Raw genomic sequence first — 26419 nt, 5'->3', positions numbered from 1 at the left:
ATGACGGTCGCGGCAATCCAGTTGGTCAGCCAGACGGATGTCACCGAGAACCTGAACTGCGCCCGCCGCTGCCTCGAACAGGCCGCAGCCGGCGGTGCGCGCCTGGCCGTGCTGCCGGAAAATTTCGCCGCCATGGGCCGTCGCGACCTGGCCGCGCTGGGGCGTGCCGAAGCGCTTGGCGAGGGGCCGATTCTGCCCTGGTTGCGCCAGACGGCCCGTGAGCTGGGCCTGTGGATTGTCGCCGGCACGCTGCCCTTGCCGCCCCAGGGACAGCCTGATGCCAAGGTGCGGGCCTGTTCGCTGTTGATCGACGACCAGGGCCAGACGGCGGCGCGCTACGACAAACTGCACCTGTTCGATGTCGACGTGGCGGACAGCCGCGGCCGCTACCGTGAGTCCGATGACTACGCCCATGGCGAGCAGGTGGTGGTGGCTGACACGCCGGTCGGGCGGCTGGGCTTGACGGTCTGTTATGACCTGCGCTTCCCTGAACTCTATGGACTGTTGCGCGCTGCCGGCGCCGAGCTGATCAGCGCGCCCTCGGCTTTTACTGCCGTGACTGGCGCAGCCCATTGGCAGGTGCTGATCCGTGCCCGGGCGATCGAAACCCAGTGTTACCTGTTGGCGGCCGCCCAGGGTGGTGTGCACCCCGGCGGGCGTGAGACCTTTGGTCATTGTGCGATTGTCGACCCCTGGGGCCGGGTGCTGGCCGAGCACGCCCAAGGCGAGGGCGTATTGCTCGCTACCGTGGACGCCGCCGAGCAGGCCGCGCTGCGCCAGCGCATGCCGGTGATTCGACATAAACGATTTTTTGCAGCGGCCGAACCGCGGCTGCCAGGTTTGGAGTAGTTATGAGCGAGATGCTGTTGTCCGTCAGTGAACACCTGCTGGCACCCGGTGGCTTGGCCATCGAACAACTGTCCGGGGTACTCGGCGAATTGGCCGGGCCGGGCATCGATGCCGCCGACCTGTATTTCCAGAGCCAGGTGTCGGAATCCTGGGTGCTGGAAGATGGCATCGTCAAAGAAGGCAGTTTCAACCTCGATCAAGGGGTTGGTGTGCGTGCGCAATCCGGGGAAAAGACCGGTTTCGCCTACAGCAATGCGATCACCGCCGAAGCCCTGAGCCAGGCCGCCCGTGCCGCGCGCTCGATTGCCCGGGCTGGTCAGGAAGGCCGCGTGCAGGCCTTCAGCACCCCGCAGGTAACGGCGTTGTACGCGCCCGGTAACCCGCTGGATGTAATTGACCGGGCGCAGAAGGTCGAGCTGCTCAAGCAGGTCGACCAGGCCACCCGCGCCCTCGACCCGCGCATCAAGCAGGTCACCGTCAGCCTGGCCGGGGTCTGGGACCGTATTCTGGTAGCTGCCACCGATGGCAGCCTGGGCGCGGATATTCGCCCGCTGGTGCGCTTCAACGTCAGCGTGATCGTTGAGCAGAACGGCCGGCGCGAGCGCGGCGGGCACGGCGGCGGTGGGCGTACCGATTACCGCTATTTCATGAACGAAGACCGCGCCATGGGCTACGCCCGTGAGGCGCTGCGCCAGGCGCTGGTCAATCTGGAAGCCATCGCCGCGCCGGCGGGTACCTTCCCGGTGGTAATGGGCGCCGGCTGGTCCGGAGTGTTGTTGCACGAGGCAGTTGGCCACGGCCTGGAAGGCGACTTCAACCGCAAGGGCAGCTCCAATTACAGCGGCAAGGTCGGCCAGCAAGTGGCATCCAAACTCTGCACCATCGTCGACGACGGCACCCTGGCCGAGCGCCGCGGCTCGCTGAGCATGGACGACGAGGGTACCCAGACCCAGTGCACCACGCTGATCGAGAACGGCATCCTCAAGGGCTATATGCAGGACAAGCTCAACGCCCGCCTGATGGGCGTGGCACCCACCGGTAATGGCCGCCGCGAATCCTACGCGCACCTGCCGATGCCGCGCATGACCAACACCTACATGCTGGCCGGCGAGAGCGACCCGGAAGAAATCATCCGGTCGGTGAAAAAAGGCATCTACTGCGCCAACCTCGGCGGTGGTCAGGTCGACATCACCAGCGGCAAGTTCGTCTTCTCCACCAGCGAGGCCTACCTGATCGAAGACGGCAAGATCACCGCTCCGGTCAAGGGCGCAACCCTGATCGGCAACGGCCCGGAGGCCATGAGCAAAGTGTCGATGGTCGGTAACGACCTGGCCCTGGACAGCGGCGTCGGCACCTGCGGCAAGGACGGCCAGTCGGTGCCGGTCGGCGTTGGCCAGCCGACGTTGAAGATCGATGCGATCACCGTGGGCGGGACGGGGAGCTGAGAATTTGGATGAACTGCTGGGTGCGTTAGCTGACTGGTTTTTTGATTGGCTGTGTTATTTGCTGGGTCGCTGGACGGTCATTGCTGTGACATTTGGTCGGGTTCGCCCACGCAAGACTGTGCGCAGTGTGCGCTGGCTGAGCACTCTGGGATTCGTAGAAATTGTGGCTGTAGTGCTTGGCGGTTTTGTGTACTGGCTGTATTGCGCCTAGTGTCGCGAGACGAATCAAATGTCGGTCAATGCCAGGTTCCGTGGGAGGGGCTTTAGCCGCGATGCTTTCAGCGCTTTCAAGGATTATCGCGAATAAAGGCTAGGCGCCCCCTTCGCTCCTACAGATAGCGACCAATTATGTATGTGTGTCGTGACACTAGGTTGCAGCGAGGCGACGGAGGGCTTAGCTGGCTGGAACCGTAGGGCTCCAGCCTTGGCACTGCAGCGATCTAGCGTAACCCGCGCTGCGTCTCGTCCAGTTCGCGGATGTATTTGAACAGTTTGCGCGAGGCAGCCGGCGCCTTGTTCTGCGCCGCTTCATGCTGGGCCTGGCGGATCAGTTGGCGCAGGTGCTGGCGGTCGGCGTCGGGATAGTCGCCGACAAAGGCCTCGAGGGTGGCGTCATCGCCATTGATCAGGCGGTCGCGCCAGCGCTCAAGGTTATGGAAGCGTTCGTTGTATTGACGGGTGGAGGCGTCGACCTGGTCGAGCAGGGTGAGGATGGCCTCGACGTCCTGGTCGCGCATCAGCCGGCCAATAAATTGGACGTGGCGCTTCTTGGCCGCGTTGGCGGTGTGTTTGGGTGCCTCTTCCAGGGCCCGGCGCAGGCCGTCGGTGAGGGGCAGTTTGTTCAGCAGGTCAGGCTTCAGGCTGGTCAGGCGCTGGCCGAGATCCTGTAGCGCGTGCAGCTCGCGCTTGATCTGGGTTTTGCTCTTCTCGCCGGAGAAGTCATCGAGGTATTCAGACATGGGGACGGTCCAATGGAAAACGTCGTCATGATAGCAGTAGGGGCAGCTTCAAGCCGCAAGCTTCAAGCTGCAGGACGAATCGAATGCCGGCGGCGCCACGTGTGCCGCCGGTGGTTATGTGCAGAATCGGAGTGGTTATGAGTGCAACAGATGTGATCGGCCCCCAGGCGCTGCCCGCCTTGCAGGCTCAGGTCGAGCAGATTATCGACGAAGCGCGGCGCCAGGGCGCCAGTGCCTGTGAAGTGGCGGTGTCGCTGGAGCAGGGCCTGTCGACTTCGGTGCGTCAGCGCGAAGTGGAAACCGTCGAGTTCAACCGCGACCAGGGCTTCGGCATCACCCTGTACCTGGGCCAGCGCAAGGGTTCGGCGAGCACCTCGGCAACCGGTGACGCAGCGATTCGTGAGACGGTTGCGGCGGCGTTGGCAATTGCCCGACATGCCTCCGAGGATGAAAGCGCCGGTCTCGCCGATGCCGCGCTGATGGCCCGTGAACTGCCGTCGCTGGACCTCTATCACCCCTGGGCGATCACCCCCGAGCAGGCCATCGAGCAGGCGCTGGCCTGCGAAGCAGCGGCCTTCGACACCGATGCGCGCATCCGCAATGCCGACGGCACTACGCTGAGCACCCATCAGGGTTGCCGGGTCTACGGCAACAGCCACGGTTTTATCGGCGGTTATGCGAGCACGCGGCACAGCCTGAGTTGCGTGATGATCGCCGAGGCCGACGGGCAGATGCAGCGTGACTACTGGTATGACGTCAACCGTCAGGGCGAGCGCCTGGCGGATGCTACCGGGATCGGCCAGCGCGCCGCGCTGCGGGCGGTCAGCCGGCTGGGTGCGCGCCCGGTGCCGACCTGCGAGGTGCCGGTGCTGTTTGCCGCCGAGCTGGCCACCGGGTTGTTCAGCAGTTTTCTTGGGGCGATCTCGGGCGGCAACCTGTACCGCAAGTCATCGTTTCTGGAAGGCACCCTCGGGCAACAGTTGTTCCCCGAATGGCTGAGCCTCGATGAGCGCCCGCATATCCCACGTGCATTGGGCAGCGCCTCGTTCGATGGCGATGGCCTGGCGACCTACGCGAAATCATTTGTCGAGCGCGGCGAGTTGCTCTCCTACGTGCTGGGCACCTATTCCGGGCGCAAGCTGGGGCTGCCCAGTACCGCCAACACTGGCGGCGTGCACAACCTGTTTGTCAGCCATGGCGAAGAAGACCAGGCGGCGCTGATCCGCCGTATGGGCCGCGGTTTGCTGGTCACCGAGCTGATGGGGCAGGGGTTGAATATGGTCACCGGCGACTACTCCCGTGGTGCCGGCGGTTACTGGGTGGAGAATGGCGAAATCCAGTTCCCGGTGCAGGAAGTCACCATCGCCGGCAACATGCGCGACATGTTCCGCCAGATTGTTGCCGTGGGCAGTGATCTGGAGCTGCGCAGCACTATCCGCACGGGCTCGGTACTGATCGAGCGGATGACCGTAGCGGGCAGTTGAGGCTTGTAGGGCGAGAGAGTCGAGCGCGGCCTCTCTCCATACTAGGGGGTGTGTCCAGTCGATTGTTGCGGCCTGATTGGGCTTGTGTAGGAGCGAATTTATTCGCGATTGATCGTGGAGACACTGCAACCGTCGCGGGTAAAACGGAACGCCGTCTGGTCCCCCCACATAGCCTCTTGCTACCGCTGTAGCTGTGTTTCTCCCCGGTTACAGGCAGCCTCAGGCTGCCTTTTCTCTGCCTTGCCGGCTCGCCCTGGCTGGCGTCCGCTTTAGCCCATCCGCGAAGCCCCAAGCGCCCAGTCGTCATAAAGTCCTTTACGTCTCTATTTGATATTGATTATCGTTAACGCAAGTTAATCGATATTAATTACGGAGGCCGGCATGGATTCGGGTTCACCTCATATGGGTTGTCTGGAGTGCTGGTCCTGGCAAGGCTTTCGCATTCGCTGCGCGCTCTGGCCGGATGAGCCTCGTCTGCTGGAGCTGCACTGGGCCATGGGCCGGCAACTGATCGAACGCGGTCAGCTGTGCCCCTGGCGCATGGCCAGCAGTACCCTGGGCCTGTTGCTCGATACCGCCAGTGATGCCGGCCTGCCCTGGCATTGGCGCAGCCAGTGTCTGGACCAAAGTTACCGCGCGCTCTATGTGTTGCAGCACCTGGCGCACAGCCGCGAGCAACAGGCGCGGCTCAATCACTTGCGTAATCGCCTGGCGACTCTGCCGATGCGACCTTCGCTGTCCCTTAGCGAACTGGCGGAGGGTAATCCCTATGCGTGACATGACCCGCGAGACCCGCATCGAACGCGACAGCATGGGCGAACTGGCCGTGCCTGCCGACGCCCTCTACGGCGCCCAGACGCAGCGGGCGGTGAACAACTTCCCTGTGTCTGGTCTGCTGATGCCGAGCGCCTTTATTCGCGCACTGATTCTGGCCAAGGCTACCGCTGCCCAGGCCAACGTTGACCTCGAGCAGCTACAGCCGGCCCAGGGCGAGGCGATTGTGGCGGCCTGTCGCGAGTTGCTCGCAGGCGATTTCATGGCGCACTTCCCGGTGGATGTATTCCAGACCGGCTCCGGCACCAGCACCAATATGAACGCCAATGAAGTGATCGCCAGCCTGGCCACGCGCATCCTCGGTGAGCCGGTCAGCCCCAACGATCATGTCAATTGCGGGCAAAGCAGCAACGACATCATCCCCACCTGTATTCATGTCAGCGCCCTGATGGAGCTCAACGAGCGGCTGCTGCCGGCACTCGGCCACCTGCTGACGGTGCTGTGCGACAAGTCCCTGGCCGTTCAGGGTTTCGTCAAGACCGGACGTACTCACCTGATGGATGCCATGCCGGTGCGCATGAGTCAGGTGCTCGATGGCTGGGCGCAGCAGATCCAGGCCAATATCGAACTGCTGCACGCCATGCGCCCGGCTTTGCAGGCGCTTGCCCAGGGCGGCACGGCGGTCGGTACCGGGGTTAACGCCCATGTGCGCTTCGCCGAATGTTTCTGCGTCGAGCTGAACCGGCTGACCGGCCAGTCCTTCACCCCCGGGCGCAATCTGTTCGCCCTGATCGGTTCCCAGGACACGGCAGTGGCGCTGTCCGGTCAGTTGAAGACCTGCGCGGTGTCGCTGATGAAGATCGCCAACGACCTGCGCTGGATGAATTCCGGGCCTTTGGCCGGGTTGGCGGAGATCGAGCTGGAGGCGCTGCAGCCGGGCTCGTCGATCATGCCCGGCAAGGTCAACCCAGTCATCCCGGAGGCCACCGCCATGGTCGCCGCCCAGGTGATCGGCAACGACGCGACCATAGCCGTGGCGGGGCAGTCGGGCAATTTCGAGCTGAATGTCATGTTACCGGTGATCGCCCACAACCTGCTCGGCAGCATTCAGTTGCTGAGCAATGTCAGCCGCCTGCTGGCTGACCGCGCCATCGCCGGCTTCAAGGTCAATGGCCCACGGCTGGAAGAGGCGCTGGCGCGCAACCCGATCTTGGTGACCGCGCTCAATGCACGGATTGGCTACCTGAAAGCGGCAGAAATCGCCAAGCAGGCGTACCGCGAAGGCCGGCCGATTATCGAGGTGGCGCTGGAGCAGACCGAGCTGAGTCGCGATGAGTTGCAGCGGATGCTCGATCCACTGCGCCTGACTTCTGGCGGCGTTTGAGCGGCCCGCACACCGCATTCACGACAGCCCGTGAGGGCGAGGAGGTGAGTCTGATGGAGCACTGGAAACGCACCATGCAAATTGGTAATCGTTACTTTGCCGAAGGCGCCTGGGTCGATGCCCGCGAGCAATACCTGCAGGCCTTGGCGTTGGCCCAGGTGCTCTTCGACCGCTGGCCCGATGCTGATGCGGCTGTCGCAGCGCTGGTTGTGTCGCAGCACAACCTGGCCGATCTGCACCTGCAACTGCAGCGCCCGGATGCCGCCATCGCGCACCTGCGTGCCTGCCACGAGTACCTGTTGCGGGCCATGGCCGATGAGCACCTCAGTGCCGGCCTGCGCGATGCCGCGCTACGTCACAGCAACCACAGCTACCTGCGCCTCTTGCAGGTAAGCGCCGAGTATGGCCGTCCCGCATCGCCTGTCGCGCTTAACCGCGGTGCGCCCCTTTCATTGCCAGTACAACCGACCTATCACTGAGGAGTTCACCGTGCCCCATACCTTGCCACCCTTGCCGTATGCCTACGCTGCCCTGGAGCCCCATGTCGATGCGCAGACCATGGAGATCCACCACAGCAAGCACCATCAGGCCTACGTCAATAATCTCAATGCGGCACTCAGTGGTCATGCACTGGCTGAGCTGCCGGTCGAGACGCTGCTCACACGCCTGCAGGAGCTGCCGGAGGCTATGCGTGCGGCGGTGATCAATAATGGCGGTGGACACGCCAACCACTCACTGTTCTGGACGGTGATGAGCCCCACGGGCGGCGGCGAACCGGAGGCTGAGCTGAGAGCAGCCATCGACACTCAACTGGGCGGGTTCGAGGCGTTCAAAGCGGCGTTTACCCAGGCCGCGCTGAGCCGTTTTGGCAGTGGCTGGGCCTGGCTCAGTGTGACTGTCGACAAGACTCTGGTGGTGCACAGCACGGGCAATCAGGACAGCCCACTGATGAACGGATTGACCCCGGTTCTGGGTCTCGATGTGTGGGAGCACGCCTATTACCTGCGCTATCAGAACCGTCGGCCGGAGTACATCGCGGCTTTCTATAACGTGGTCGACTGGGCTGAAGTGAGCCGTCGTTACCACGACGCGCTCAGCGCCTGAGGCGCCTGCATGCGCGAACAGAATTTGCTGGCGTTCAACCTCCGTGCCTGGCGCTACTTCGTGGGAGGCTGCGTCATGCTGGGTGGCAGCCTGTTGCTGGCTCAGCAGGCCTGGGTGAGCTTACAGGCGAGCCTGCCGACGCCCATCTGGCATGCCCTGCAAGGTGGTTTGCTGTGCGCGCTGGGGACTGCGTTGGGGGCGTTGCCGGTGTTGTTTATGCGCAGCGTGTCGGCGCGCCTGATGGATACGCTGTTGGGCTTTGGGGGCGGGGTGATGCTGGCGGCGAGCATGTTCTCTCTGTTGCTGCCGGCGCTGCAGGCAGCACAACAGCAAGGGCTGAATGCCTGGGCTGGTGGCTTGCTGGTCAGTCTGGGGGTGGTGCTGGGGGCTGGTGGACTGTTCTGGGTGGGGCAGCGCATGGCGCGGGCTGCCTCGGTCCAGCCGCCCAGAGTCGATCTCGGCGTCTTGCTGTTTGTGCTAGCGATTGTTCTGCACAATATTCCCGAAGGCATGGCCGTCGGGGTTGCTGCGGGCGCGCAGTTGGCAGAAGCGCAAGGCTTGGCGCTGGGGATCGCGCTGCAGGATGTTCCGGAGGGGCTGGTTGTGGCATTGGCGCTGGCCGCGGCAGGGCTGTCGCGCTGGCATGCGCTGGCGTTCGGTATCGCATCCGGGCTGGTCGAGCCTGTATTTGCGGTGCTCTGTGCCTGGCTGGTGGGGGTGGCAACACCGCTGTTGCCCTGGGGCTTGTCACTGGCCGCAGGGGCGATGCTGTTCGTCGTGCTAAGCGAGATCATCCCGGCATCGCGCGCGCGCGGCTACGAAGGCGTTGCAGGTCTTGGGCTGCTGGTAGGCTTCTGCCTGATGATGGTGCTCGATACCGCGCTGGTCTGAGGCCGCGCGGAGCAGAGGTGTTTCGCGTTATTCGCCTTCGTCGAAGTAGTTGCCGATCAGTGTGAGCAGTGCTTGCAGCGCCTCTTCATGCTGCTCGCCTTCGGTGTGCAGGTGCACAGTGGTGCCCTTGCCGGCGGCGAGCATCATGACTGCCATGATGCTTTTACCGTCGACCAGGCTGTCGGCGCTGCGGCCAACCTTCACCTGGCAGGGGAACTGGTTGGCCACGCCAACGAACTTCGCCGCGGCCCGCGCATGCAGGCCCAGCTTGTTGATGATGGTGGTTTCGCAGGTCGGCATCGCAGGTCCTTAGCTGAGGTCGCGGTGGCGAACCTGAACGTTCTTCAGGAGGGGTTTGAGTGCCTCGCCGAGGCGGCTGGCCAGGTATACCGAACGGTGATGGCCGCCCGTGCAGCCAATTGCCACGGTGACGTAGGCGCGATTGCTGGCGGCAAAGCGCGGTAGCCATTTGCTCAGATAGGCGAAGATATCCTGGTACATCTCGTCGGCTTCGGGTTGCGCGGCGAGGTAGTCGATTACCGGCTGATCCAGTCCGGAGAAGTCGCGCAGTTCAGGTTTCCAGTAGGGGTTGGGCAGGCAGCGCACATCGAATACCAGGTCGGCATCCACCGGCATGCCACGCTTGAAGCCGAAGGATTCGACGAGAAAAGCCGTGCCAGGCTCGGGCTGATTGAGCAGGCGAAACTTGATGCTGTCGCGCAACTGATAGAGATTCAGGTGCGTGGTGTCGATCTTCAGGTCAGCCAGGTCGATGATCGGCCCAAGCAACAGGCTCTCATCGGCGATGGCTTCAGCCAGCGAGCGATTTTCGTTGGTCAACGGATGGCGCCGACGGGTTTCGGAGAAGCGCTTGAGCAGGGTCTCCTCGTCCGCATCTAGGTAGAGCACGTCGCAGCGAATATTGCGTGCGCGAACCTCATCGAGCAGTTCAGGGAAGCGCTTGAGCTGGCTGGGCAGGTTGCGCGCATCGATAGATACCGCTACCTGCGGGTGCAAGAGCTCGGTATGCAGCAGGGCGCGTTCGGCCAGCTCCGGCAGCAAGCCTGCCGGGAGGTTGTCGATGCAATAGAAGCCGTTGTCCTCAAGCACATCGAGGGCGGTACTTTTGCCGGAGCCGGAGCGACCGCTGACGATGATCAAGCGCATGGACAACGGTCTCTAATAGCTGCTTTGTACGTCCACGACGACCTGGTACAGCGCCGCGCTATCAGGCGCGCTGCGCAGGCGCTCGCGCACATCTTCACGGTCGAGCATGCTGGCAATCTGGCGCAGCAGTTCGAGGTGCTCGTCGGTTGCTGCTTCAGGTACCAGCAGGACGAACAGCAGGTCGACCGGAGCCCCGTCGATGGCATCGAAGTCGACGGCGGCATCCAGGCGTAATAAAGCACTGATGGGCGCTGAGCAGCCGGTCAGCCGGCAGTGCGGAATGGCGATGCCATTGCCGAAACCGGTCGAGCCAAGCTTTTCGCGGGCAATCAGGCTTTCGAAGATATCTTGGCCATCCAGATCGGGCAGTTCACGCGCGATCAGGTTAGCTATCTGTTCGAGTACACGTTTTTTGCTGCCGCCCGGCACGTTCACCAGGGAACGGCCGGGGGTCAGGATATGTTCAAGTCGGATCATAGGAGGTGAGCGAGGTCAGCGGGCCATAGCGCCTTGCTGACGGTCGAGCTGCTTTTCCTTGTGCTTGATGAGTTGTCGGTCGAGTTTGTCGGTCAGTAGGTCGATGGCGGCGTACATGTCTTCATGTTCGGCATTGGCGACGATTTCACCGCCGGCAATATGCAACGTGGCTTCGATTTTCTGTTTGAGCTTCTCGACCTCCATGATGACCTGCACGTTGGTGATCTTGTCGAAGTGGCGCTGCAATCGACCCAGTTTCTCGTCGATATAGTCGCGCAGGGCGTCGGTCACATCCAGTTGGTGTCCACTGATGTTGACTTGCATACCGCTTTCTCCTTGTTGCCGCGTGTAAGAGGCCGGCTTGAAGTGCCGGCCGCCGGAACACTGTGGGCCGGGAAGACTCTGGTAGAAGCGACCTGAGCCTGTTATCGACCGCACCCTTGAGGCGGGGCAGGGATGACAAAGCGTCAGGTGTGTTTCGAGCCGTGTTGCGCGAGTCCTCCTGTCGTGCCGTGCTACATCAGTCGCTTGCGTTCGCTGGAGGGCGCTATGCCGAGCGATTCGCGGTACTTGGCGACTGTGCGACGGGCCACTTGTATGCCCTGTGCCTCCAGTAAACCAGCGATCTTGCTGTCACTCAACGGCTTTTTTGCATTTTCCGCAGCGACCAGTTTCTTGATGATCGCGCGGATCGCCGTGGACGAGCATTCGCCGCCTTCGGAGGTGCTGACATGGCTGGAGAAGAAGTACTTCAACTCGTAGATGCCACGCGGGGTGTGCATGAATTTCTGGGTGGTCACCCGAGAGATGGTCGACTCGTGCATACCTACGGCTTCGGCAATGTCATGCAACACTAGGGGCTTCATCGCCTCGTCGCCGTAGTCGAGGAAGCCGCGCTGATGTTCGACGATTTGCGTGGCGACTTTCATCAGTGTTTCGTTACGGCTTTGCAGGCTTTTGATGAACCAGCGCGCTTCTTGCAGTTGGTTGCGCATGAAGGTGTTGTCGGCGCTGGAGTCGGCGCGTTTGACGAAGCCGGCGTACTGCGCATTGACGCGCAGACGCGGCATGGCGTCCTGGTTGAGCTCGACCAGCCAGCGATCGTTGTGTTTGCGCACGATTACGTCGGGTACGACGTATTCCGGCTCGCTGGATTCGATCTGTGAGCCCGGCCGTGGGTTGAGGCTCTGGATCAGGTCGATGACGTGCTTGAGCTCGTCTTCCTTGAGCTTCATGCGGCGCATCAGCTGGCTGTAGTCGCGGCCACCGAGCAGGTCGAGGTAGTCACTGGCCAGGCGCTGGGCTTCTGCCAGCCAGGGCGTGCGTGCGGGCAGCTGACGCAGCTGCAGCAGCAGGCATTCGCGCAGGTCACGGGCGGCAATACCGGCAGGCTCGAATTGCTGAATGCGGTGCAGCACCGCTTCGACTTCATCGATTTCGATGTCCAGCTCCGGGTCGAAGGCCTCGGTGACTTCTTCGAGGGTTTCCTCAAGGTAGCCTTGCTGGTTGATGCAGTCGATCAGGGTGACGGCGATCAGGCGGTCCTTGTCGGACATCGGTGCCAGGTTGAGTTGCCACAGCAGATGGCTCTGCAGGCTCTCGCCGGCGGAGGTGCGGGTGGTGAAGTCCCACTCGTCGTCATCGTTGCTCGGCAGGCTGCTGGCGCTGGTCTGGTAGACGTCTTCCCAGGCGGTGTCGACCGGCAACTCGTTAGGAATGCGCTCGTTCCACTCGCCGTCTTCCAGGTTATCGACGGTCTGCGCGGTCTCCTGGAAGCTGGTGTCCTGGTACTGCGGCTCCTGCTCAGCTGTTGGCGTGGGGCTTTCGGCACCGTCGGCGAGGGGGTCGGAGTTATCGAAGTCTTCGCCGTCTTCCTGGCGTTCGAGCATAGGATTGGACTCCAATGCCTCCTGGATTTCCTGTTGCAGGTCCAGGGTCGACAATTGGAGCAAGCGTATGGCCTGTTGCAGCTGAGGTGTCATCGTCAGCTGCTGGCCCATTTTCAGGACTAGCGATGGTTTCATTGCAGACCTTATTTACCGGCGTCTGAGCGCAATCCACTACAGGGCGCCGAAGCGCCACTAGGAAGCAAATTATATGCCTGAAAGCGAGCGGTTTGCCTAGGGCTGGCAGCCATCACGCCGCGAAAAAGTCGCATTCAGAGGCGGAACTCGTGCCCCAGGTAGACGTCCTTGACCAATTGGTTGGCCAGAATGGCCTCAGCACTGCCTTCGGCGATCAGTTGACCATCGCTGACGATGTACGCCGTTTCGCAGATGTCGAGGGTTTCTCGGACGTTGTGGTCGGTGATCAGTACACCGATACCTTTGGCCTTGAGGTGATGGATGATCTGCTTGATGTCGCCGACGGAAATCGGGTCGACCCCGGCGAAGGGTTCGTCGAGCAGGATGAACTTGGGTGATGTGGCCAGGGCGCGGGCAATTTCCACGCGGCGTCGCTCACCGCCGGACAGGCTCATGCCGAGCGTGTCGCGGATATGGGTAACGTGGAACTCCTGCAGGAGGTTTTCCAGTTCCTTGTGGCGCGCCGCGCTGTCGAGTTCCTTGCGGGTCTCGAGAATGGCCATGATGTTGTCGGCCACGCTGAGCTTGCGGAAGATCGAGGCTTCTTGCGGTAGATAGCCGATACCCGCGCGGGCGCGGCCATGCATGGGCTGGTGGCTGACGTCGAGATCGTCGATCAGTACGCGGCCCTGGTCGGCCTGCACCAGGCCGACGATCATGTAAAAGCAGGTGGTCTTGCCAGCGCCGTTGGGACCGAGCAGGCCGACGATCTGCCCGCTGTCGATGCTCAGGCTGACGTCACGGACAACTTGGCGGCCTTTGTAGCTCTTGGCCAGATGCTGAGCTTTCAAGGTTGCCATTACTGAGGTGCCTGGGTCGCGGGTTTGTTTTTCGGCTGGATCACCATGTCGATGCGCGGACGCGGTGTGGTGACGCTATTGCCTGTGGCGCGCCCGGCGTTGACGATCTGGCGCTGGGTGTCATAGACGATCTTCTCACCTTCGAAGGTATTGCCTTCCTGAACGACCTTCGCCTGGTCGATCAGTACAATACGTTCGTTAGCGGCAAAGTACTGGATGGTCAGGCCATAAGCCTTGACGATCTGCTTGTCCACGGCCGGTTTCTGCTCGTAGTAAGCCGGTTTGCCGACCGAAGTGAAGACCTCGATGTCGCCCTGGGCATTCTGTGTGATGGTCACGGTGTCGCCGGTGATCTTCAGGGTTCCCTGGGTGATCACCACGTCGCCACGGTAGACCGCTACGCCTTGCTTGTCGTCGAGTTCAGCGCTGTCGGCCTGGACACGAATCGGTTGCTCGCGATCAGAAGGCAGTGCCCAGGCACTGGCGCTTCCGAGCGCCGCGCTCAAGCTGAGCAGAAGGGGGAAGGTTTTAACGAACCTCATGCTGGCCTCTTACGTTGGACAGCAGGAGCATCCTGCCGTCATTCAAATACGCTTTCATTCCTTGTGCCGTGGTCACCCCGTTGGCCGCGTCGATTCTAACGGCTTGCTGGGTCTGCGCATATTCCTTCTGCGGGAATACCGTCAGGCGACTGGTCGTGAGGAGCGTTGGGCGGCCCTTGGCGTCGGTGCGTTCGACGCGGACCTGGTCGATCAGCTCGACTTCGTCACCGCCAGGCCCGACTTCGCCACGCGAACTGCTGACTTTCCAGGGCAATTCGGTGCCGCGGTAAAGGTCCATGCGTGGCTGGGTCATCAGGGTGGTGTCGCTGCTGTTGAGGTGTTCAACCCGCTCAGCGGTCATTTCGTATTCCAGCTTGCCATCGGCCTGGTATTGCAGGGTGCGGGCATTCTCGGCATAGAAGTCGATATCGTTCTCGCTGCTGGCCGTGGCCGGGCGCTCGAAGAAGCTGTCCGGGTTGATGTTCCAGTAGCCGAGCGCTGCCACGAGGGCGGCCGCGAGGATGAACAGTGTGGGGGTCAGCAGTTTGCGCAGCATATATGTATCAACCCTAGAGGTAGGCGGTCTGGGCCGCTTCCAGCGTGCCCTGAGCGCGCATGATCAGCTCGCAAAACTCACGTGCAGCGCCTTCGCCACCGCGCGCCTGGGTGACACCGTGGGCGTTGCTGCGCACGAAACCGTCGGCGCTCGCCACGGCCATACCCAGGCCGACACGGCGGATCACTGGCAGGTCGGGCAGGTCGTCACCCAGGTAGGCGACCTGATCGTAGTTCAGGCCCAGTTCCGCCAGTAGTTCGTCGAGGACCACCAGCTTGTCTTCGCGGCCCTGATAGAGGTGCGCGATGCCCAGGTTCTGGGCACGGCGCTCGACCACTGGGGTCTTGCGTCCACTGATGATTGCAGTTGCGACCCCAGAGGCGATAAGCATCTTGATGCCGTGGCCGTCCAGGGTATTGAAGGTCTTGAATTCGCTACCATCGACCAGAAAGTAAAGCTTGCCGTCGGTCAGTACGCCATCGACATCGAAGATGGCCAGCTTGATGCCCTTGGCGCGTTGTGTGAGTTCTTGGTTCATTACATCACTCCGGCGCGCAGCAGGTCGCCAAGGTTGAAGGCGCCGATGGGGCGCTGCTCGTCGTCGATGACCACCAGTGAGCTGATCTTGTGGTCTTCCATGATCTTCAGGGCTTCAGCGGCGAGCATCTCGGGGCGAGCGGTCTTGCCGTTCGGGGTCATGACGTCGTCGATGCGCGCGCTGCGCACATCTATATCGCGGTCCAGGGTGCGGCGCAGGTCACCGTCCGTGAAGATGCCAGCCAGGCTGCCATCCGCTTCGAGTACCACGGTCATCCCTAGGCCTTTCTGGGTCATTTCCAACAGGGCATCACGCAGCGAAGTGCCGCGCTGCACGCTGGGCAGGCTGGCGCCGGCGTGCATGACGTTCTCCACCTTGAGCAGCAGGCGTCGCCCAAGGGCGCCGCCTGGGTGGGAGAAGGCGAAATCTTCGGCGGTGAAGCCGCGGGCCTCTAGCAGGGCGATGGCCAGCGCGTCGCCGAGTACCAGCGAAGCGGTGGTCGATGAGGTGGGCGCCAGATTCAGTGGGCAGGCTTCCTGACTAACCCGGGCATCCAGGTTGACTTCCGCAGCCTTGGCCAGGGGCGAGTCGGGGTTGCCGGTCATGCTGATCAGGGTGATGCCCAGGCGTTTGATCAGTGGTAGCAGGGTGACGATTTCAGCGGTAGAGCCGGAGTTGGACAGCGCCAGCACGACGTCATCGCGGGTAATCATGCCCATGTCGCCATGGCTGGCTTCGGCTGGATGAACGAAAAAAGCCGTAGTGCCGGTGCTGGCCAGGGTGGCGGCGATCTTGTTGCCAATGTGCCCGGACTTGCCCATGCCTACTACCACTACGCGACCCTTGCTGGTGAGGATCAGCTCGCAGGCCCGCACGAAATTGGCGTCGATGCGCTGTAGCAGCTCTTCGACAGCCTCCATTTCCAGGCGGATGGTGCGTTGGGCGGAGTGGATCAGATCGCTGGTCTGGGTCATGGCGTCGTCGTTGGCCTGCATAAAAGGCGCGATTATAGCCGTAAAGGCGGAACGGCTCACTCACCAATCTTTTGGCCGTAAATTTCAGGAGCTTGGCTGAACGGCAGCTGAACGCTTCGAACATGTCTCGTAAGCAAATGTTCCATCTTGGGTGCGATCTTTCGGCGATGGTATAGTGCCCGGCCATTTTCGGCCCTCTCCGACGGGCACCGTGTCCTGTCTGCGAGGACGTGCGTCTGTAACGGAGTAGGTACGCAAGGAGTCCAGATGAGTGCCGGGAACGAGTACGCGGTCGAGCTGAAAGGCGTGAGCTTCAAGCGCGGCGACCGGGCCATATTCAACGATATAGACATTCGCCTGCCGCGCGGCAAGGTCACCGGCATCATGGGGCCTTCTGGTTGTGGCAAGACCACGTTGCTGCGTCTGATCGGTGCTGAGCTCAAGCCGTCGCAGGGTGAAGTCTGGGTCAACGGGCAGAATCTGCCGCAGCTGTCGCGTAGCGAACTGTTCGACATGCGCAAGCAGATGGGCGTGCTGTTCCAGAGTGGCGCGCTGTTCACTGATCTGGACGTGTTCGAGAACGTCGCCTTTCCGTTGCGGGTGCACACCAAGCTGCCCGAAGAGATGATTCGCGACATCGTGCTGATGAAGCTGCAGGCCGTAGGCCTGCGCGGTGCAGTGGATTTGATGCCCGATGAACTGTCGGGGGGCATGAAACGGCGGGTGGCGCTGGCCCGGGCGATCGCCCTGGACCCGCAGATTCTGATTTATGACGAGCCTTTCGTCGGGCAGGACCCGATTGCCATGGGCGTGCTGGTGCGTCTGATTCGTCTGCTGACCGATGCCCTGGGCATTACCAGCATCGTGGTGTCACACGACCTGGCCGAGACCGCCAGCATTGCCGATTACCTCTATGTGGTGGGGGATACGCAGGTGCTGGGGCAGGGCACGCCAGAGGAACTGATGAACTCGGATAATCCGCGTATTCGTCAGTTTATGAAGGGCACACCGGATGGACCGGTGCCGTTTCACTTTCCGGCGGCAAATTACCGCGAAGATTTACTGGGGGGGCGCTGATGCGCAAGCAATCTCCGCTCGAGCGGCTGCGCCTGTTTGGGCGTGCCGGTATCGATGTGCTCGCTACGCTGGGGCGCTCGTGTATTTTTCTGGTACGCGCGCTGTTCGGGCGCGGTACCTCGGGTAACGCCTTGCAGCTGCTGGTTAAGCAGCTGTATTCGATCGGCGTCATGTCCCTGGCGATTATCGTTGTGTCGGGTGTGTTTATCGGCATGGTGTTGTCGCTGCAGGGGTTCAGCATTCTGGCCAAATATGGCTCCGAACAGGCGGTCGGACAGATGGTCGCCCTGACCCTGCTGCGGGAATTGGGGCCGGTGGTCACCGCACTGCTATTCGCCGGGCGCGCAGGTTCTGCGCTGACTGCGGAGATTGGCAATATGAAGTCCACCGAGCAGTTGTCGAGCCTGGCGATGATTGGTGTCGATCCGCTCAAGTACATCGTTGCGCCGCGCCTGTGGGCTGGATTCATCTCGATGCCGTTGCTGGCGATGATCTTCAGCGTGGTGGGCATCTGGGGCGGCGCCATGGTTGCCGTGGAGTGGCTGGGCGTTTACGAAGGCTCGTTCTGGGCCAATATGCAGAGCAGTGTTTCCTTTCGCGAAGACGTGCTTAACGGGCTGATCAAGAGCCTGGTCTTCGCGTTTGTCGTGACCTGGATCGCGGTATTCCAGGGTTATGACTGTGAGCCGACCTCTGAAGGCATCAGCCGGGCGACCACGCGCACCGTGGTCTACGCGTCGCTGGCCGTGCTGGGGCTGGACTTTATTTTGACCGCTTTGATGTTTGGAGATTTCTGATGCAAAACCGCACGCTGGAGATTGGTGTCGGCCTGTTTCTGCTCGCAGGCCTGCTGGCCCTGCTGCTGCTGGCGCTTCGCGTCAGTGGTCTGACCGTGGTGACGGGTGAGAATACCTATCGGGTCTATGCCCATTTCGACAACATCGCTGGTCTGACCGTGCGCGCCAAGGTCACCATGGCCGGGGTTACCATCGGTAAGGTCACCGCCATCGATCTGGATCGTGACAGCTACACCGGGCGCGTGACCATGGAGGTGGACGGCGACGTGAACAACCTGCCCATCGATTCGACCGCCTCGATTCTGACCGCCGGGCTACTGGGCGAAAAATACGTGGGGATCAGTGTGGGGGGGGACGAAGAAGTGCTAGCCGATGGCGGCACCATTCATGACACCCAGTCATCGCTGGTACTGGAAGACCTGATCGGCAAATTCCTGCTCAATTCGGTCAATAAAGACGAAACCAATTAAACGGGAGTCTCTGAGATGATCACATTCGTGCGTAATGGCCTGCTGGTGTTGCTGGCGGCCCTGCCGCTGGTGGCGAACGCCGCACAATCGGCCCATCAGGTGGTCGAGCAGACGACCAACACCTTGCTGGCTGATCTGAAAACCAACAAAGAGCAGTACCGCGCCAACCCGGACGCCTTCTATAACGCGCTCAACGAGATTCTTGGGCCGGTGGTGGACGTGCAGGGGATTTCCCGCGGGGTCATGACTGTGCGCTATTCGCGCCAGGCCAGCCCTGAGCAGATGACGCGCTTTGAAGAAAGCTTCAAACGCAGCCTGATGCAGTTCTATGGCAATGCCCTGCTGGAGTACAACAACCAGGATATTCGCGTATTGCCGGTAAGCGGTGCGCAAGACCCGAAGCGTAGCTCGGTGAATATGGAGATCCGCGACGGCAAGGGCGTGGTCTACCCGCTGTCCTACACCATGGTGGCCCAGGACGGTACCTGGAAGCTGCGTAATGTGGTGATCAATGGCATCAATGTCGGCAAGCTGTTCCGCGATCAGTTCGCCCAGTCGATGCAGGCCAATGGCAATGATCTGGACAAGGTTATCGACACCTGGGCGGACACCGTTGCCCGTGCACGTCAGGCCAAGGGTGAGTCGTGAGTCGCGCGAGTATTGTCGAACAGGCGCCAGGGCTGCTGTTGCTCAGCGGTGAGCTGGACTATCGCAGTGGCCCACAGGTCCGTGAAGACGGCCGGCGTCTGCTGCAGGCGAGCGCGGCTGCGACCTGCGTGATCGACTGTGCGGGCGTGCTGCGCGCCAGCAGTGTCGGCTTGTCGCTGCTGCTGGCCTTTATGCGTGATGCCCAGGCGCTCGGCAAGACCCTAGAGGTGCGTGCCCTGCCTGAGGATATGCGGCAGATTGCCGGTGTCTCCGGGCTGCTGGAGATTCTCCCGCTGCAGGCCTGAGGGGCTGCTGCCGGTTATGGCGGCGCGTCGGCAAGGTTCGCAGGCGCGCGGCTTTTTTTGTATGATGCCCGACCCGCGAGCCTCGGCTCTGTTGTCGTTCATCAATGCGCCGTTCGAGGTTGAGCATGCAGGCCCAAGACGTAAAAAGCCTCCTGGAGGCAAAACTCCCCGATACCCAAGTGGAAGTTGAAGGCGAAGGCTGCAACTTCCAGTTGAATCTGATCAGCGATGAGTTGGCCGGCCTGAGCCCGGTCAAGCGTCAGCAGCAGATCTACGCTCACCTCAACCACTGGATCGCCGACGGCAGCATCCACGCGGTGAGCATGAAATTCTTCAGCCGTGCCAACTGGGCCGCGCGCTCCTAAACCGAGAGAGTCATGGACAAACTGATCATTACCGGCGGCGTGCGCCTCGACGGCGAAATCCGCATCTCCGGGGCGAAAAACTCGGCCCTGCCGATTCTTGCCGCGACCCTGCTGGGCGACGCGCCCGTTACCATCTGCAACCTGCCGCACCTGCACGACATCACCACCATGATCGAGCTGTTCGGGCGCATGGGCATCGAGCCGATCATCGACGAGAAGCTGGCGGTCGAGGTGGATGCGCGGGCGATCAAGACGCTGGTTGCGCCCTATGAGCTGGTCAAGACTATGCGCGCCTCGATCCTGGTGCTCGGCCCTATGGTCGCGCGCTTCGGCGAGGCCGAGGTGGCCCTGCCAGGTGGCTGCGCCATCGGTTCGCGTCCCGTCGACCTGCACATCCGTGGCCTCGAAGCCATGGGCGCGATCATCGATGTCGAGGGTGGCTACATCAAGGCCAAGGCGCCTGAGGGTGGCCTGCGCGGTGCGCATTTCTTCTTCGATACCGTCAGCGTGACCGGTACCGAAAACATCATGATGGCCGCGACCCTGGCCAAGGGCCGCAGCGTGCTGGAAAACGCCGCGCGCGAGCCGGAAGTGGTCGACCTGGCCAACTGCCTGATCGCCATGGGTGCGAAGATTCAGGGTGCGGGTACCGATACCATCATCATCGACGGCGTCGAGCGTCTGCATGGTGCTCGCTTCAGCGTTATGCCCGACCGCATCGAAACCGGTACCTATCTGGTTGCTGCGGCAGCCACGGGTGGCCGCGTCAAACTCAAGGACACCGACCCCACGACGCTTGAGGCCGTGCTGCTCAAGCTGCAGGAAGCCGGCGCTGAAATCACCACCGGTGAGGACTGGATCGAGCTGAACATGCACGGCAAGCGGCCCAAGGCCGTCAGCCTGCGTACCGCGCCTTACCCGGCATTTCCCACCGATATGCAGGCGCAGTTTATCGCCCTCAATGCCATTGCCGAAGGCACCGGTACGGTGATCGAGACCGTGTTCGAGAACCGCTTCATGCACGTCTACGAGATGTCGCGCATGGGCGCGCAGATCCAGGTTGAAGGCAATACCGCGATCGTCACCGGTGTCGACAAGCTCAAGGGTGCGCCAGTCATGGCCACCGACCTGCGCGCCTCGGCCAGCCTGGTGATCGCCGCTCTGGTCGCCGATGGCGACACCCTGATCGACCGCATCTACCACATCGACCGTGGCTACGAGTGCATCGAAGAGAAACTGCAGTTGCTCGGCGCCAAGATCCGCCGTGTGCCGGGTTGATGCCATGCTGACGATTGCCCTGTCCAAAGGCCGTATCCTCGACGACACCCTGCCGCTGCTCGCCGCGGCGGGTATCGTGCCGACCGAGAATCCGGACAAGAGCCGCAAGCTGATCATCCCCACCACCCAAGACGACGTGCGCCTGCTGATTGTGCGGGCCACCGATGTACCGACCTATGTTGAGCATGGCGCGGCCGACCTGGGTGTGGCGGGCAAGGATGTGCTGCTGGAGTACGGTGGTCAGGGGCTCTATGAGCCGCTGGACCTGCAGATTGCCAAGTGCAAGCTGATGACCGCCGGCGCGGTTGGTGTGCCAGAACCCAAGGGGCGTCTGCGCGTGGCGACCAAGTTCGTCAATGTTGCCAAGCGTTACTACGCCGAGCAGGGCCGTCAGGTCGATGTGATCAAGCTGTATGGCTCCATGGAGCTGGCACCGCTGGTAGGCCTGGCCGACAAGATCATCGACGTGGTCGATACCGGCAACACCCTGCGCGCCAATGGCCTGGAAGCCCAGGAGCTGATCGCCCATATCAGCTCGCGGCTGATCGTCAACAAGGCCTCGATGAAGATGCAGCATGCGCGCATCCAGGCGCTGATCGACACACTGCGCGAAGCGGTCGAGGCCCGACACCGCGGCTAATCTCTTCAGCGCGGCATTAGGTCGCGCATACCTATCCGTGTCATAGCCAAATTCTCAGGTGCCCGCACGGGTGGGCTTGTTACTCTACGGCACCTGAGATTTGCCATCCTGATGAGGCTTTGCCATGACTGCTCCCGTTGCCATCCGTCGACTCAATGCTGCTGACCAGGATTTCGCGCGTCACCTGGATCATCTGCTGAGCTGGGAAAGTGTTTCGGATGATGCGGTCAATCATCGGGTGCTGGACATCATCAAGGCCGTGCGTGAGCGCGGTGATGCGGCGCTGGTGGAGTTCACCCGGCAGTTCGATGGCCTGGATGTGGCCAGCATGGCCGACCTGATCCTGCCGCGTGAGCGCCTGGAACTGGCCTTGACCCGTATCACGCCAGAGCAGCGCACCGCGCTGGAGAGGGCCGCCGAGCGTGTGCGCCTTTACCACGAGCGGCAGAAGCAGGACTCCTGGACCTACACCGAAGCCGACGGCACGGTGCTGGGGCAGAAAGTCACCCCGCTGGACCGCGCTGGTTTGTATGTGCCGGGCGGCAAGGCGTCCTACCCCTCATCCGTGCTGATGAATGCCATACCGGCCAAGGTCGCCGGCGTGCCAGAAGTGGTGATGGTGGTGCCGACCCCGCGTGGTGAGCTCAATGAGCTGGTGCTGGCGGCGGCCTGCATTGCCGGCGTCGATCGGGTGTTCACCATCGGCGGTGCCCAGGCCGTGGCGGCGCTGGCCTATGGTACCGAGAGCGTACCGCCGGTGGACAAGATCGTCGGCCCCGGCAACATCTATGTGGCCACGGCCAAGCGCCATGTGTTCGGCAAGGTCGGCATCGACATGATCGCCGGCCCGTCGGAGATTCTGGTGGTCTGCGATGGTCAGACCGACCCGGACTGGATCGCCATGGACCTGTTCTCCCAGGCCGAGCACGACGAAGACGCCCAGTCGATTCTGGTCAGCCCGGATGCCGCCTTCCTTGATCGCGTCGCTGAAAGCATCGCCAAACTGCTGCCGACCCTGGATCGCGAGACGATTGCCCGCACCTCGCTGGAAGGTCGTGGTGCGCTGATCCAGGTGGCCGATATGGCCCAGGCCATCGAGGTGGCCAACCGCATCGCGCCGGAGCACCTGGAGCTGTCGGTGGAGAACCCCGATCAATACCTGCCGCTGATCCGCCATGCCGGCGCGATCTTTATGGGCCGCTACACCGCTGAGGCGTTGGGCGATTACTGCGCAGGTCCCAACCATGTGTTGCCAACCTCGGGCACTGCGCGCTTCTCCTCGCCGCTGGGGGTTTACGACTTCCAGAAGCGCTCGTCGATCATCCACTGCTCGGCCGAAGGTGCGTCCGAGTTGGGCAAGGTCGCCAGCGTGCTGGCTCGCGGCGAGTCGCTGACGGCTCATGCCCGTAGCGCCGAATACCGCATCAAGGGCTAAACGTGGAGTGGGTGTCGCGCCGCGCTGCCCATCAAAAACGCAACGAATTTGAGGAGAGAAGGGCAGATGAGCAAATTCTGGAGCCCCTTCGTCAAGGACCTGGTGCCTTACGTGCCGGGTGAGCAGCCCAAGCTGAGCAAGCTGGTCAAACTCAACACCAATGAAAACCCCTATGGCCCCTCGCCCAAGGCGCTGGCGGCCATGCAGGTTGAGGTAAGCGACGCGCTGCGTCTGTACCCGGACCCCAATGGTGAACGCCTGAAGCAGGCCGTCGCCGAATACTACGGCGTAGAGCTCAATCAGGTATTCGTCGGCAATGGCTCCGATGAAGTGCTGGCCCATGCGTTCTATGGGCTGTTCCAGCACGGTAAACCCTTGCTGTTTCCGGATATCAGCTACAGCTTCTATCCGGTGTATTGCGGTCTGTATGGCATCACCTACGAAACCATTGCCCTGGATGCGAATTACCAGATTCAGGTCGAGGATTACGCGCGGCCCAACGGTGGGATCATCTTCCCCAACCCCAATGCGCCGACCGGTTGCCTGCTGACTCTGGAGGCCATCGAGCAGCTATTGCAGGCCAATCCGGATAGTGTGGTGCTGGTAGACGAGGCCTATATCGACTTTGGCGGCGTGTCAGCCATCGGCCTGGTGGATAAATACCCGAACCTGCTGGTGACCCAGACCCTCTCCAAGTCGCGCTCCCTGGCCGGTCTGCGGGTGGGCCTGGCAGTCGGCCACCCGGAGCTGATCGAAGCGTTGGAGCGGATCAAGAACAGCTTCAACTCCTACCCGCTGGACCGCATCGCCATCGCTGGTGCCGCGGCAGCGTTCGAGGATCGCGCCTACTTCCAGCAGACCTGCACGCAGGTGATCGACAGTCGTGAGGCGGTGGTTCAGGGCATGCAGGCGCTGGGCTTCGAGGTGTTGCCGTCGGCAGCCAACTTCGTCTTTGCCCGTCATCCGCACAAGGACGGCGCAGCGCTGGCGGCCGGTTTGCGCGAGCAGGGGGTGATCGTGCGGCACTTCAACAAACCGCGGATTGATCAGTTCCTGCGTATCACCATCGGCACGCCCGAGCAGAACCAGGCGCTGCTGGAGGCCTTGGCCAGCTTGTAAATCACGCAGCCAGAAAAAAGCCGGCGTCGCCTATTAAAGGATACGCCGGCTTTTTTATGGCTATGTCCCAATAGGCTGTTGCATGCCTGTAGGAGCGAATTTATTCGCGAAATTCGCGGCACAATCGCGAATAAAGGCTAGGCGCCCCTTCCTCCTGCACAAGCCGATTTGAGGTTACAACAGGGTTTTCGACATGGCCTTTTTTATCGGGTGAGGGTCAGCCACCGTTGGCGGGCGGGCGTACACCGATCTCGGCGGTCAGGGTCATGGGCTTGCCATTGCGCATCACCTCGATGCTGATCTTCTCGCCGGGCCGGGTGCGTGCCACCTGGTTCATCGAGCGACGGCCATCACCCGCTGCTTCGCCGTCGATGCTGAAAATCAGATCACCTGGCTGCAGGCCGGCCTTGGCTGCCGGGCCGTCGCGGTAGATGCCTGCCACCACGATGCCGGGGCGGCCCTTTAGGCCAAAGGATTCGGCCAGGTCCGGGGTCAGCGGCTGTACCTCGATACCCAGCCAGCCACGGATCACCTGGCCGTGCTCGATAATTGCCTGCATCACCTCCAGTGCCAGCTTGATCGGAATGGCGAAGCCAATCCCCTGCGAGCCGCCGGACTTGGAAAAGATCGCCGTATTGATGCCGACCAGATTGCCGTAGGCATCGACCAGGGCGCCGCCGGAGTTCCCCGGGTTGATCGCCGCGTCGGTCTGAATAAAGTCTTCGTAGGTGTTGAGGCCCAACTGGTTGCGACCTGTGGCGCTGATGATGCCCATGGTCACGGTCTGGCCGACGCCAAAGGGGTTGCCGATGGCCAGGCTGACATCGCCGATGCGGATGTTGTCCGAGCGCCCCAGGGTAATCGCGGGCAGGTCCTGCAGGTCAATCTTGAGTACCGCCAGATCGGTTTCCGGATCGCTGCCAATTACCCGCGCCAGGGTTTCGCGGCCGTCCTTGAGCGCCACCACGATCTGGTCGGCGCCAGCGGTCACGTGGTTATTGGTCAGCAGGTAGCCTTCATGGCTCATGATCACCGCCGAACCCAGGCTCGATTCCATGCGCCGCTGTTTGGGCAGGTTGTCGCCAAAGAACTTGCGGAACTGCGGATCCTCAAACAGCGGATGGGCTGGCTTGTTGGCGAACTTGGTGGTGTACAGGTTGGCCACTGCTGGCGACGCAATGGTCACCGCATCGGCATAGGACGCTGGCCCCTGTTGGTTGCGGCTGTGGAGGGGGGCTTGGCGCAACTCGACATCCTGGCTCGGTAAACCGACCCAGTGCGGGTAGTGCTGAATGATCAGCAGTGCCAGCAGCACACCCGTCAGCAGGGGCCAGCCAAGAAAACGCAGGGCCTGGAGCATCGATGAAATCCTGAGGGTTGCGAGGGCCGGAACAGGCCCTTAAGGTGCGCCATTATAGAGGCGCGCCAGGCAATAAAAAGTAGCGCCATGTATCCGTTTATAAAGGACATCAGAATGGCCATTGCGCTAACAACCCTGGTCGAGGAAGCCAACCGCTACCTCGATGCCGCAAAGATTGCGGATTATTGCCCTAATGGTCTGCAGGTTGAGGGGCGTCCCCAGGTTCGGCGTATCGTCAGTGGCGTGACCGCCAGCCAGGCATTGATCGACGCGGCCATCGAAGCGGATGCCGATGTGCTGCTGGTGCACCATGGCTACTTCTGGAAAGGCGAGAACCCTTGCGTCACCGGTATGAAGCAGCGTCGCTTGAAAGCGCTGCTGGCGGCCGATATCAGTCTGCTGGCATACCACCTACCGCTGGATGTTCACCCTGAAGTGGGTAACAACGTGCAGTTGGCTGCCCAGCTCGGCATCACTGTGGAAGGCCCGCTGGAGCCGGGCAATCCGCGTACGGTGGGGCTGGTCGGCTCACTGGCCGAGGCCATGAGTCCACGTGATTTCGCCCGGCATGTGCATCAGGTGCTGGGTCGTGAACCGTTGCTGGTCGAAGGCGCCGAGATGATTCGTCGGGTGGGCTGGTGCACCGGTGGTGGCCAGGGTTATATCGACCAGGCGATTGCCGCGGGGGTCGATCTTTACCTGACCGGCGAAGCCTCCGAACAGACGTTCCATAGCGCCCGGGAAAATGCCGTGAGCTTTATCGCCGCGGGGCATCATGCCACCGAGCGTTACGGTGTGCAGGCGTTGGGCGATTATCTGGCGCGACGTTTTGCCATTGAACACCTTTTCATTGACTGTCAAAACCCAATCTGAGGCGCAATTACGGCCTTTCCTGCA

At 61.9% G+C, this 26419-nt stretch carries 32 protein-coding genes; 20 read left to right on the top strand and 12 right to left on the bottom strand.

The window, feature by feature from the left end; all coding sequences use genetic code 11:
- From BMW49_RS10770 to BMW49_RS24520, 3 genes are read left to right on the top strand one after another with little or no spacing between them, the layout of a single operon-like run.
- Entirely contained in the window at positions 1-849 is an 849-nt protein-coding gene (locus BMW49_RS10770) for a carbon-nitrogen hydrolase family protein (protein ID WP_069517959.1), read from the top strand.
- 2 nt (positions 850-851) lie between these two features.
- Positions 852-2294, top strand: a complete 1443-nt coding sequence (gene tldD, locus BMW49_RS10765; protein WP_069517957.1) for a metalloprotease TldD — start codon at positions 852-854, stop codon at positions 2292-2294.
- 4 nt (positions 2295-2298) lie between these two features.
- The gene (locus BMW49_RS24520) at positions 2299-2505 is read left to right on the top strand and encodes a hypothetical protein (RefSeq protein ID WP_139133810.1); all 207 of its coding nucleotides are present in this window, start codon (positions 2299-2301) and stop codon (positions 2503-2505) included.
- 229 nt (positions 2506-2734) lie between these two features.
- Here the strand turns inward: BMW49_RS24520 and yjgA are convergent, their stop codons facing one another.
- Positions 2735-3253 (bottom strand): ribosome biogenesis factor YjgA, encoded by a 519-nt coding sequence (gene yjgA, locus BMW49_RS10760; RefSeq protein ID WP_069517955.1) that lies wholly within the window; start codon positions 3251-3253, stop codon positions 2735-2737.
- Between the two features lie 137 nt (positions 3254-3390).
- Between yjgA and pmbA the strand changes: the two genes are divergently transcribed.
- The 6 genes from pmbA (at position 3391) to BMW49_RS10730 (ending at position 8890) form a co-directional block, all read left to right on the top strand.
- Positions 3391-4737 carry a metalloprotease PmbA gene (pmbA, locus tag BMW49_RS10755; RefSeq protein WP_069517953.1) on the top strand — a complete coding sequence of 449 codons (1347 nt, stop codon included), beginning with the start codon at positions 3391-3393 and terminating at the stop codon, positions 4735-4737.
- Between the two features lie 381 nt (positions 4738-5118).
- Positions 5119-5514, top strand: coding sequence for a hypothetical protein (locus BMW49_RS10750; RefSeq protein WP_069517951.1), 396 nt, complete (start codon positions 5119-5121; stop codon positions 5512-5514).
- Between the two features lies 1 nt (position 5515).
- Positions 5516-6895 carry a class II fumarate hydratase gene (locus tag BMW49_RS10745; protein ID WP_069518108.1) on the top strand — a complete coding sequence of 460 codons (1380 nt, stop codon included), beginning with the start codon at positions 5516-5518 and terminating at the stop codon, positions 6893-6895.
- 53 nt (positions 6896-6948) lie between these two features.
- Positions 6949-7374, top strand: a complete 426-nt coding sequence (locus tag BMW49_RS10740) for a hypothetical protein (RefSeq protein WP_069517949.1) — start codon at positions 6949-6951, stop codon at positions 7372-7374.
- Positions 7375-7384: 10 nt separating this feature from the next.
- Positions 7385-7999, top strand: coding sequence for a superoxide dismutase (locus tag BMW49_RS10735; protein ID WP_069517947.1), 615 nt, complete (start codon positions 7385-7387; stop codon positions 7997-7999).
- A 9-nt stretch (positions 8000-8008) separates the two neighbouring features.
- Entirely contained in the window at positions 8009-8890 is an 882-nt protein-coding gene (locus BMW49_RS10730; RefSeq protein ID WP_069517945.1) for a ZIP family metal transporter, read from the top strand.
- Positions 8891-8917: 27 nt separating this feature from the next.
- Here the strand turns inward: BMW49_RS10730 and BMW49_RS10725 are convergent, their stop codons facing one another.
- The 10 genes from BMW49_RS10725 to BMW49_RS10680 form a co-directional block, all read right to left on the bottom strand.
- Positions 8918-9190: an HPr family phosphocarrier protein gene (locus tag BMW49_RS10725; RefSeq protein WP_069517943.1), complete on the bottom strand. Its 273-nt coding sequence runs from the start codon at positions 9188-9190 to the stop codon at positions 8918-8920.
- 9 nt (positions 9191-9199) lie between these two features.
- A complete protein-coding gene (gene rapZ, locus BMW49_RS10720) occupies positions 9200-10057 on the bottom strand; it encodes an RNase adapter RapZ (protein ID WP_069517941.1) in 858 nt (285 codons plus the stop codon).
- A gap of 12 nt (positions 10058-10069) precedes the next feature.
- The gene (ptsN, locus tag BMW49_RS10715) at positions 10070-10534 is read right to left on the bottom strand and encodes a PTS IIA-like nitrogen regulatory protein PtsN (RefSeq protein ID WP_069517939.1); all 465 of its coding nucleotides are present in this window, start codon (positions 10532-10534) and stop codon (positions 10070-10072) included.
- Positions 10535-10549: 15 nt separating this feature from the next.
- Complete coding sequence (gene hpf, locus BMW49_RS10710; RefSeq protein ID WP_069517936.1) at positions 10550-10858, bottom strand: ribosome hibernation-promoting factor, HPF/YfiA family; 309 nt, start codon at positions 10856-10858, stop codon at positions 10550-10552.
- A 191-nt stretch (positions 10859-11049) separates the two neighbouring features.
- On the bottom strand, positions 11050-12558 hold the full coding sequence (locus BMW49_RS10705) for an RNA polymerase factor sigma-54 (protein WP_069517934.1): 1509 nt from the start codon (positions 12556-12558) through the stop codon (positions 11050-11052).
- Between the two features lie 134 nt (positions 12559-12692).
- A complete protein-coding gene (gene lptB / locus BMW49_RS10700; RefSeq protein WP_069517932.1) occupies positions 12693-13418 on the bottom strand; it encodes an LPS export ABC transporter ATP-binding protein in 726 nt (241 codons plus the stop codon).
- Positions 13418-13960, bottom strand: a complete 543-nt coding sequence (lptA, locus tag BMW49_RS10695; RefSeq protein WP_069517930.1) for a lipopolysaccharide transport periplasmic protein LptA — start codon at positions 13958-13960, stop codon at positions 13418-13420. The genes lptB and lptA overlap by 1 nt, the downstream gene beginning before the upstream one ends.
- On the bottom strand, positions 13947-14516 hold the full coding sequence (gene lptC / locus BMW49_RS10690) for an LPS export ABC transporter periplasmic protein LptC (RefSeq protein WP_069517927.1): 570 nt from the start codon (positions 14514-14516) through the stop codon (positions 13947-13949). Before lptC ends, lptA begins: the two co-directional genes overlap by 14 nt.
- Before the next feature lie 13 nt (positions 14517-14529).
- Positions 14530-15054, bottom strand: coding sequence for a KdsC family phosphatase (locus tag BMW49_RS10685; protein WP_069517925.1), 525 nt, complete (start codon positions 15052-15054; stop codon positions 14530-14532).
- Complete coding sequence (locus BMW49_RS10680; protein ID WP_069518107.1) at positions 15054-16028, bottom strand: KpsF/GutQ family sugar-phosphate isomerase; 975 nt, start codon at positions 16026-16028, stop codon at positions 15054-15056. Before BMW49_RS10680 ends, BMW49_RS10685 begins: the two co-directional genes overlap by 1 nt.
- Before the next feature lie 267 nt (positions 16029-16295).
- Here BMW49_RS10680 and BMW49_RS10675 point away from each other — a divergent pair, with 267 nt between their 5' ends.
- The 10 genes from BMW49_RS10675 (at position 16296) to hisC (ending at position 24162) form a co-directional block, all read left to right on the top strand.
- A complete protein-coding gene (locus BMW49_RS10675; RefSeq protein WP_069517923.1) occupies positions 16296-17105 on the top strand; it encodes an ATP-binding cassette domain-containing protein in 810 nt (269 codons plus the stop codon).
- Positions 17105-17902, top strand: coding sequence for a lipid asymmetry maintenance ABC transporter permease subunit MlaE (gene mlaE, locus BMW49_RS10670; protein WP_069517921.1), 798 nt, complete (start codon positions 17105-17107; stop codon positions 17900-17902). Before BMW49_RS10675 ends, mlaE begins: the two co-directional genes overlap by 1 nt.
- Positions 17902-18372 (top strand): outer membrane lipid asymmetry maintenance protein MlaD, encoded by a 471-nt coding sequence (gene mlaD / locus BMW49_RS10665; RefSeq protein WP_069517918.1) that lies wholly within the window; start codon positions 17902-17904, stop codon positions 18370-18372. The genes mlaE and mlaD overlap by 1 nt, the downstream gene beginning before the upstream one ends.
- Positions 18373-18387: 15 nt before the next feature.
- Positions 18388-19020 (top strand): MlaC/ttg2D family ABC transporter substrate-binding protein, encoded by a 633-nt coding sequence (locus tag BMW49_RS10660; protein ID WP_069517916.1) that lies wholly within the window; start codon positions 18388-18390, stop codon positions 19018-19020.
- Positions 19017-19325, top strand: a complete 309-nt coding sequence (locus tag BMW49_RS10655) for an STAS domain-containing protein (protein WP_069517913.1) — start codon at positions 19017-19019, stop codon at positions 19323-19325. Before BMW49_RS10660 ends, BMW49_RS10655 begins: the two co-directional genes overlap by 4 nt.
- Positions 19326-19450: 125 nt before the next feature.
- On the top strand, positions 19451-19690 hold the full coding sequence (locus BMW49_RS10650; RefSeq protein ID WP_069517911.1) for a BolA family protein: 240 nt from the start codon (positions 19451-19453) through the stop codon (positions 19688-19690).
- A gap of 12 nt (positions 19691-19702) precedes the next feature.
- On the top strand, positions 19703-20968 hold the full coding sequence (murA, locus tag BMW49_RS10645) for a UDP-N-acetylglucosamine 1-carboxyvinyltransferase (RefSeq protein ID WP_069517909.1): 1266 nt from the start codon (positions 19703-19705) through the stop codon (positions 20966-20968).
- Positions 20969-20972: 4 nt separating this feature from the next.
- Positions 20973-21608 carry an ATP phosphoribosyltransferase gene (gene hisG / locus BMW49_RS10640; RefSeq protein WP_069517908.1) on the top strand — a complete coding sequence of 212 codons (636 nt, stop codon included), beginning with the start codon at positions 20973-20975 and terminating at the stop codon, positions 21606-21608.
- A 124-nt stretch (positions 21609-21732) separates the two neighbouring features.
- Positions 21733-23043 carry a histidinol dehydrogenase gene (gene hisD, locus BMW49_RS10635; RefSeq protein ID WP_069517906.1) on the top strand — a complete coding sequence of 437 codons (1311 nt, stop codon included), beginning with the start codon at positions 21733-21735 and terminating at the stop codon, positions 23041-23043.
- Between the two features lie 66 nt (positions 23044-23109).
- Positions 23110-24162, top strand: coding sequence for a histidinol-phosphate transaminase (gene hisC / locus BMW49_RS10630; RefSeq protein ID WP_069517904.1), 1053 nt, complete (start codon positions 23110-23112; stop codon positions 24160-24162).
- A 217-nt stretch (positions 24163-24379) separates the two neighbouring features.
- On the opposite strand, the gene algW is transcribed toward hisC, so the two are convergent.
- Positions 24380-25522 carry a Do family serine endopeptidase AlgW gene (gene algW, locus BMW49_RS10625; RefSeq protein WP_069517902.1) on the bottom strand — a complete coding sequence of 381 codons (1143 nt, stop codon included), beginning with the start codon at positions 25520-25522 and terminating at the stop codon, positions 24380-24382.
- A gap of 114 nt (positions 25523-25636) precedes the next feature.
- Between algW and BMW49_RS10620 the strand changes: the two genes are divergently transcribed.
- The gene (locus BMW49_RS10620) at positions 25637-26395 is read left to right on the top strand and encodes a Nif3-like dinuclear metal center hexameric protein (RefSeq protein WP_069517900.1); all 759 of its coding nucleotides are present in this window, start codon (positions 25637-25639) and stop codon (positions 26393-26395) included.
- Positions 26396-26419 lie beyond the last annotated feature (24 nt).

Source organism: Pseudomonas cuatrocienegasensis (genome assembly GCF_900110925.1).
GTDB classification, from domain to species: domain Bacteria; phylum Pseudomonadota; class Gammaproteobacteria; order Pseudomonadales; family Pseudomonadaceae; genus Aquipseudomonas; species Aquipseudomonas cuatrocienegasensis.
This window is presented reverse-complemented; position numbering and strand designations above follow the sequence as displayed.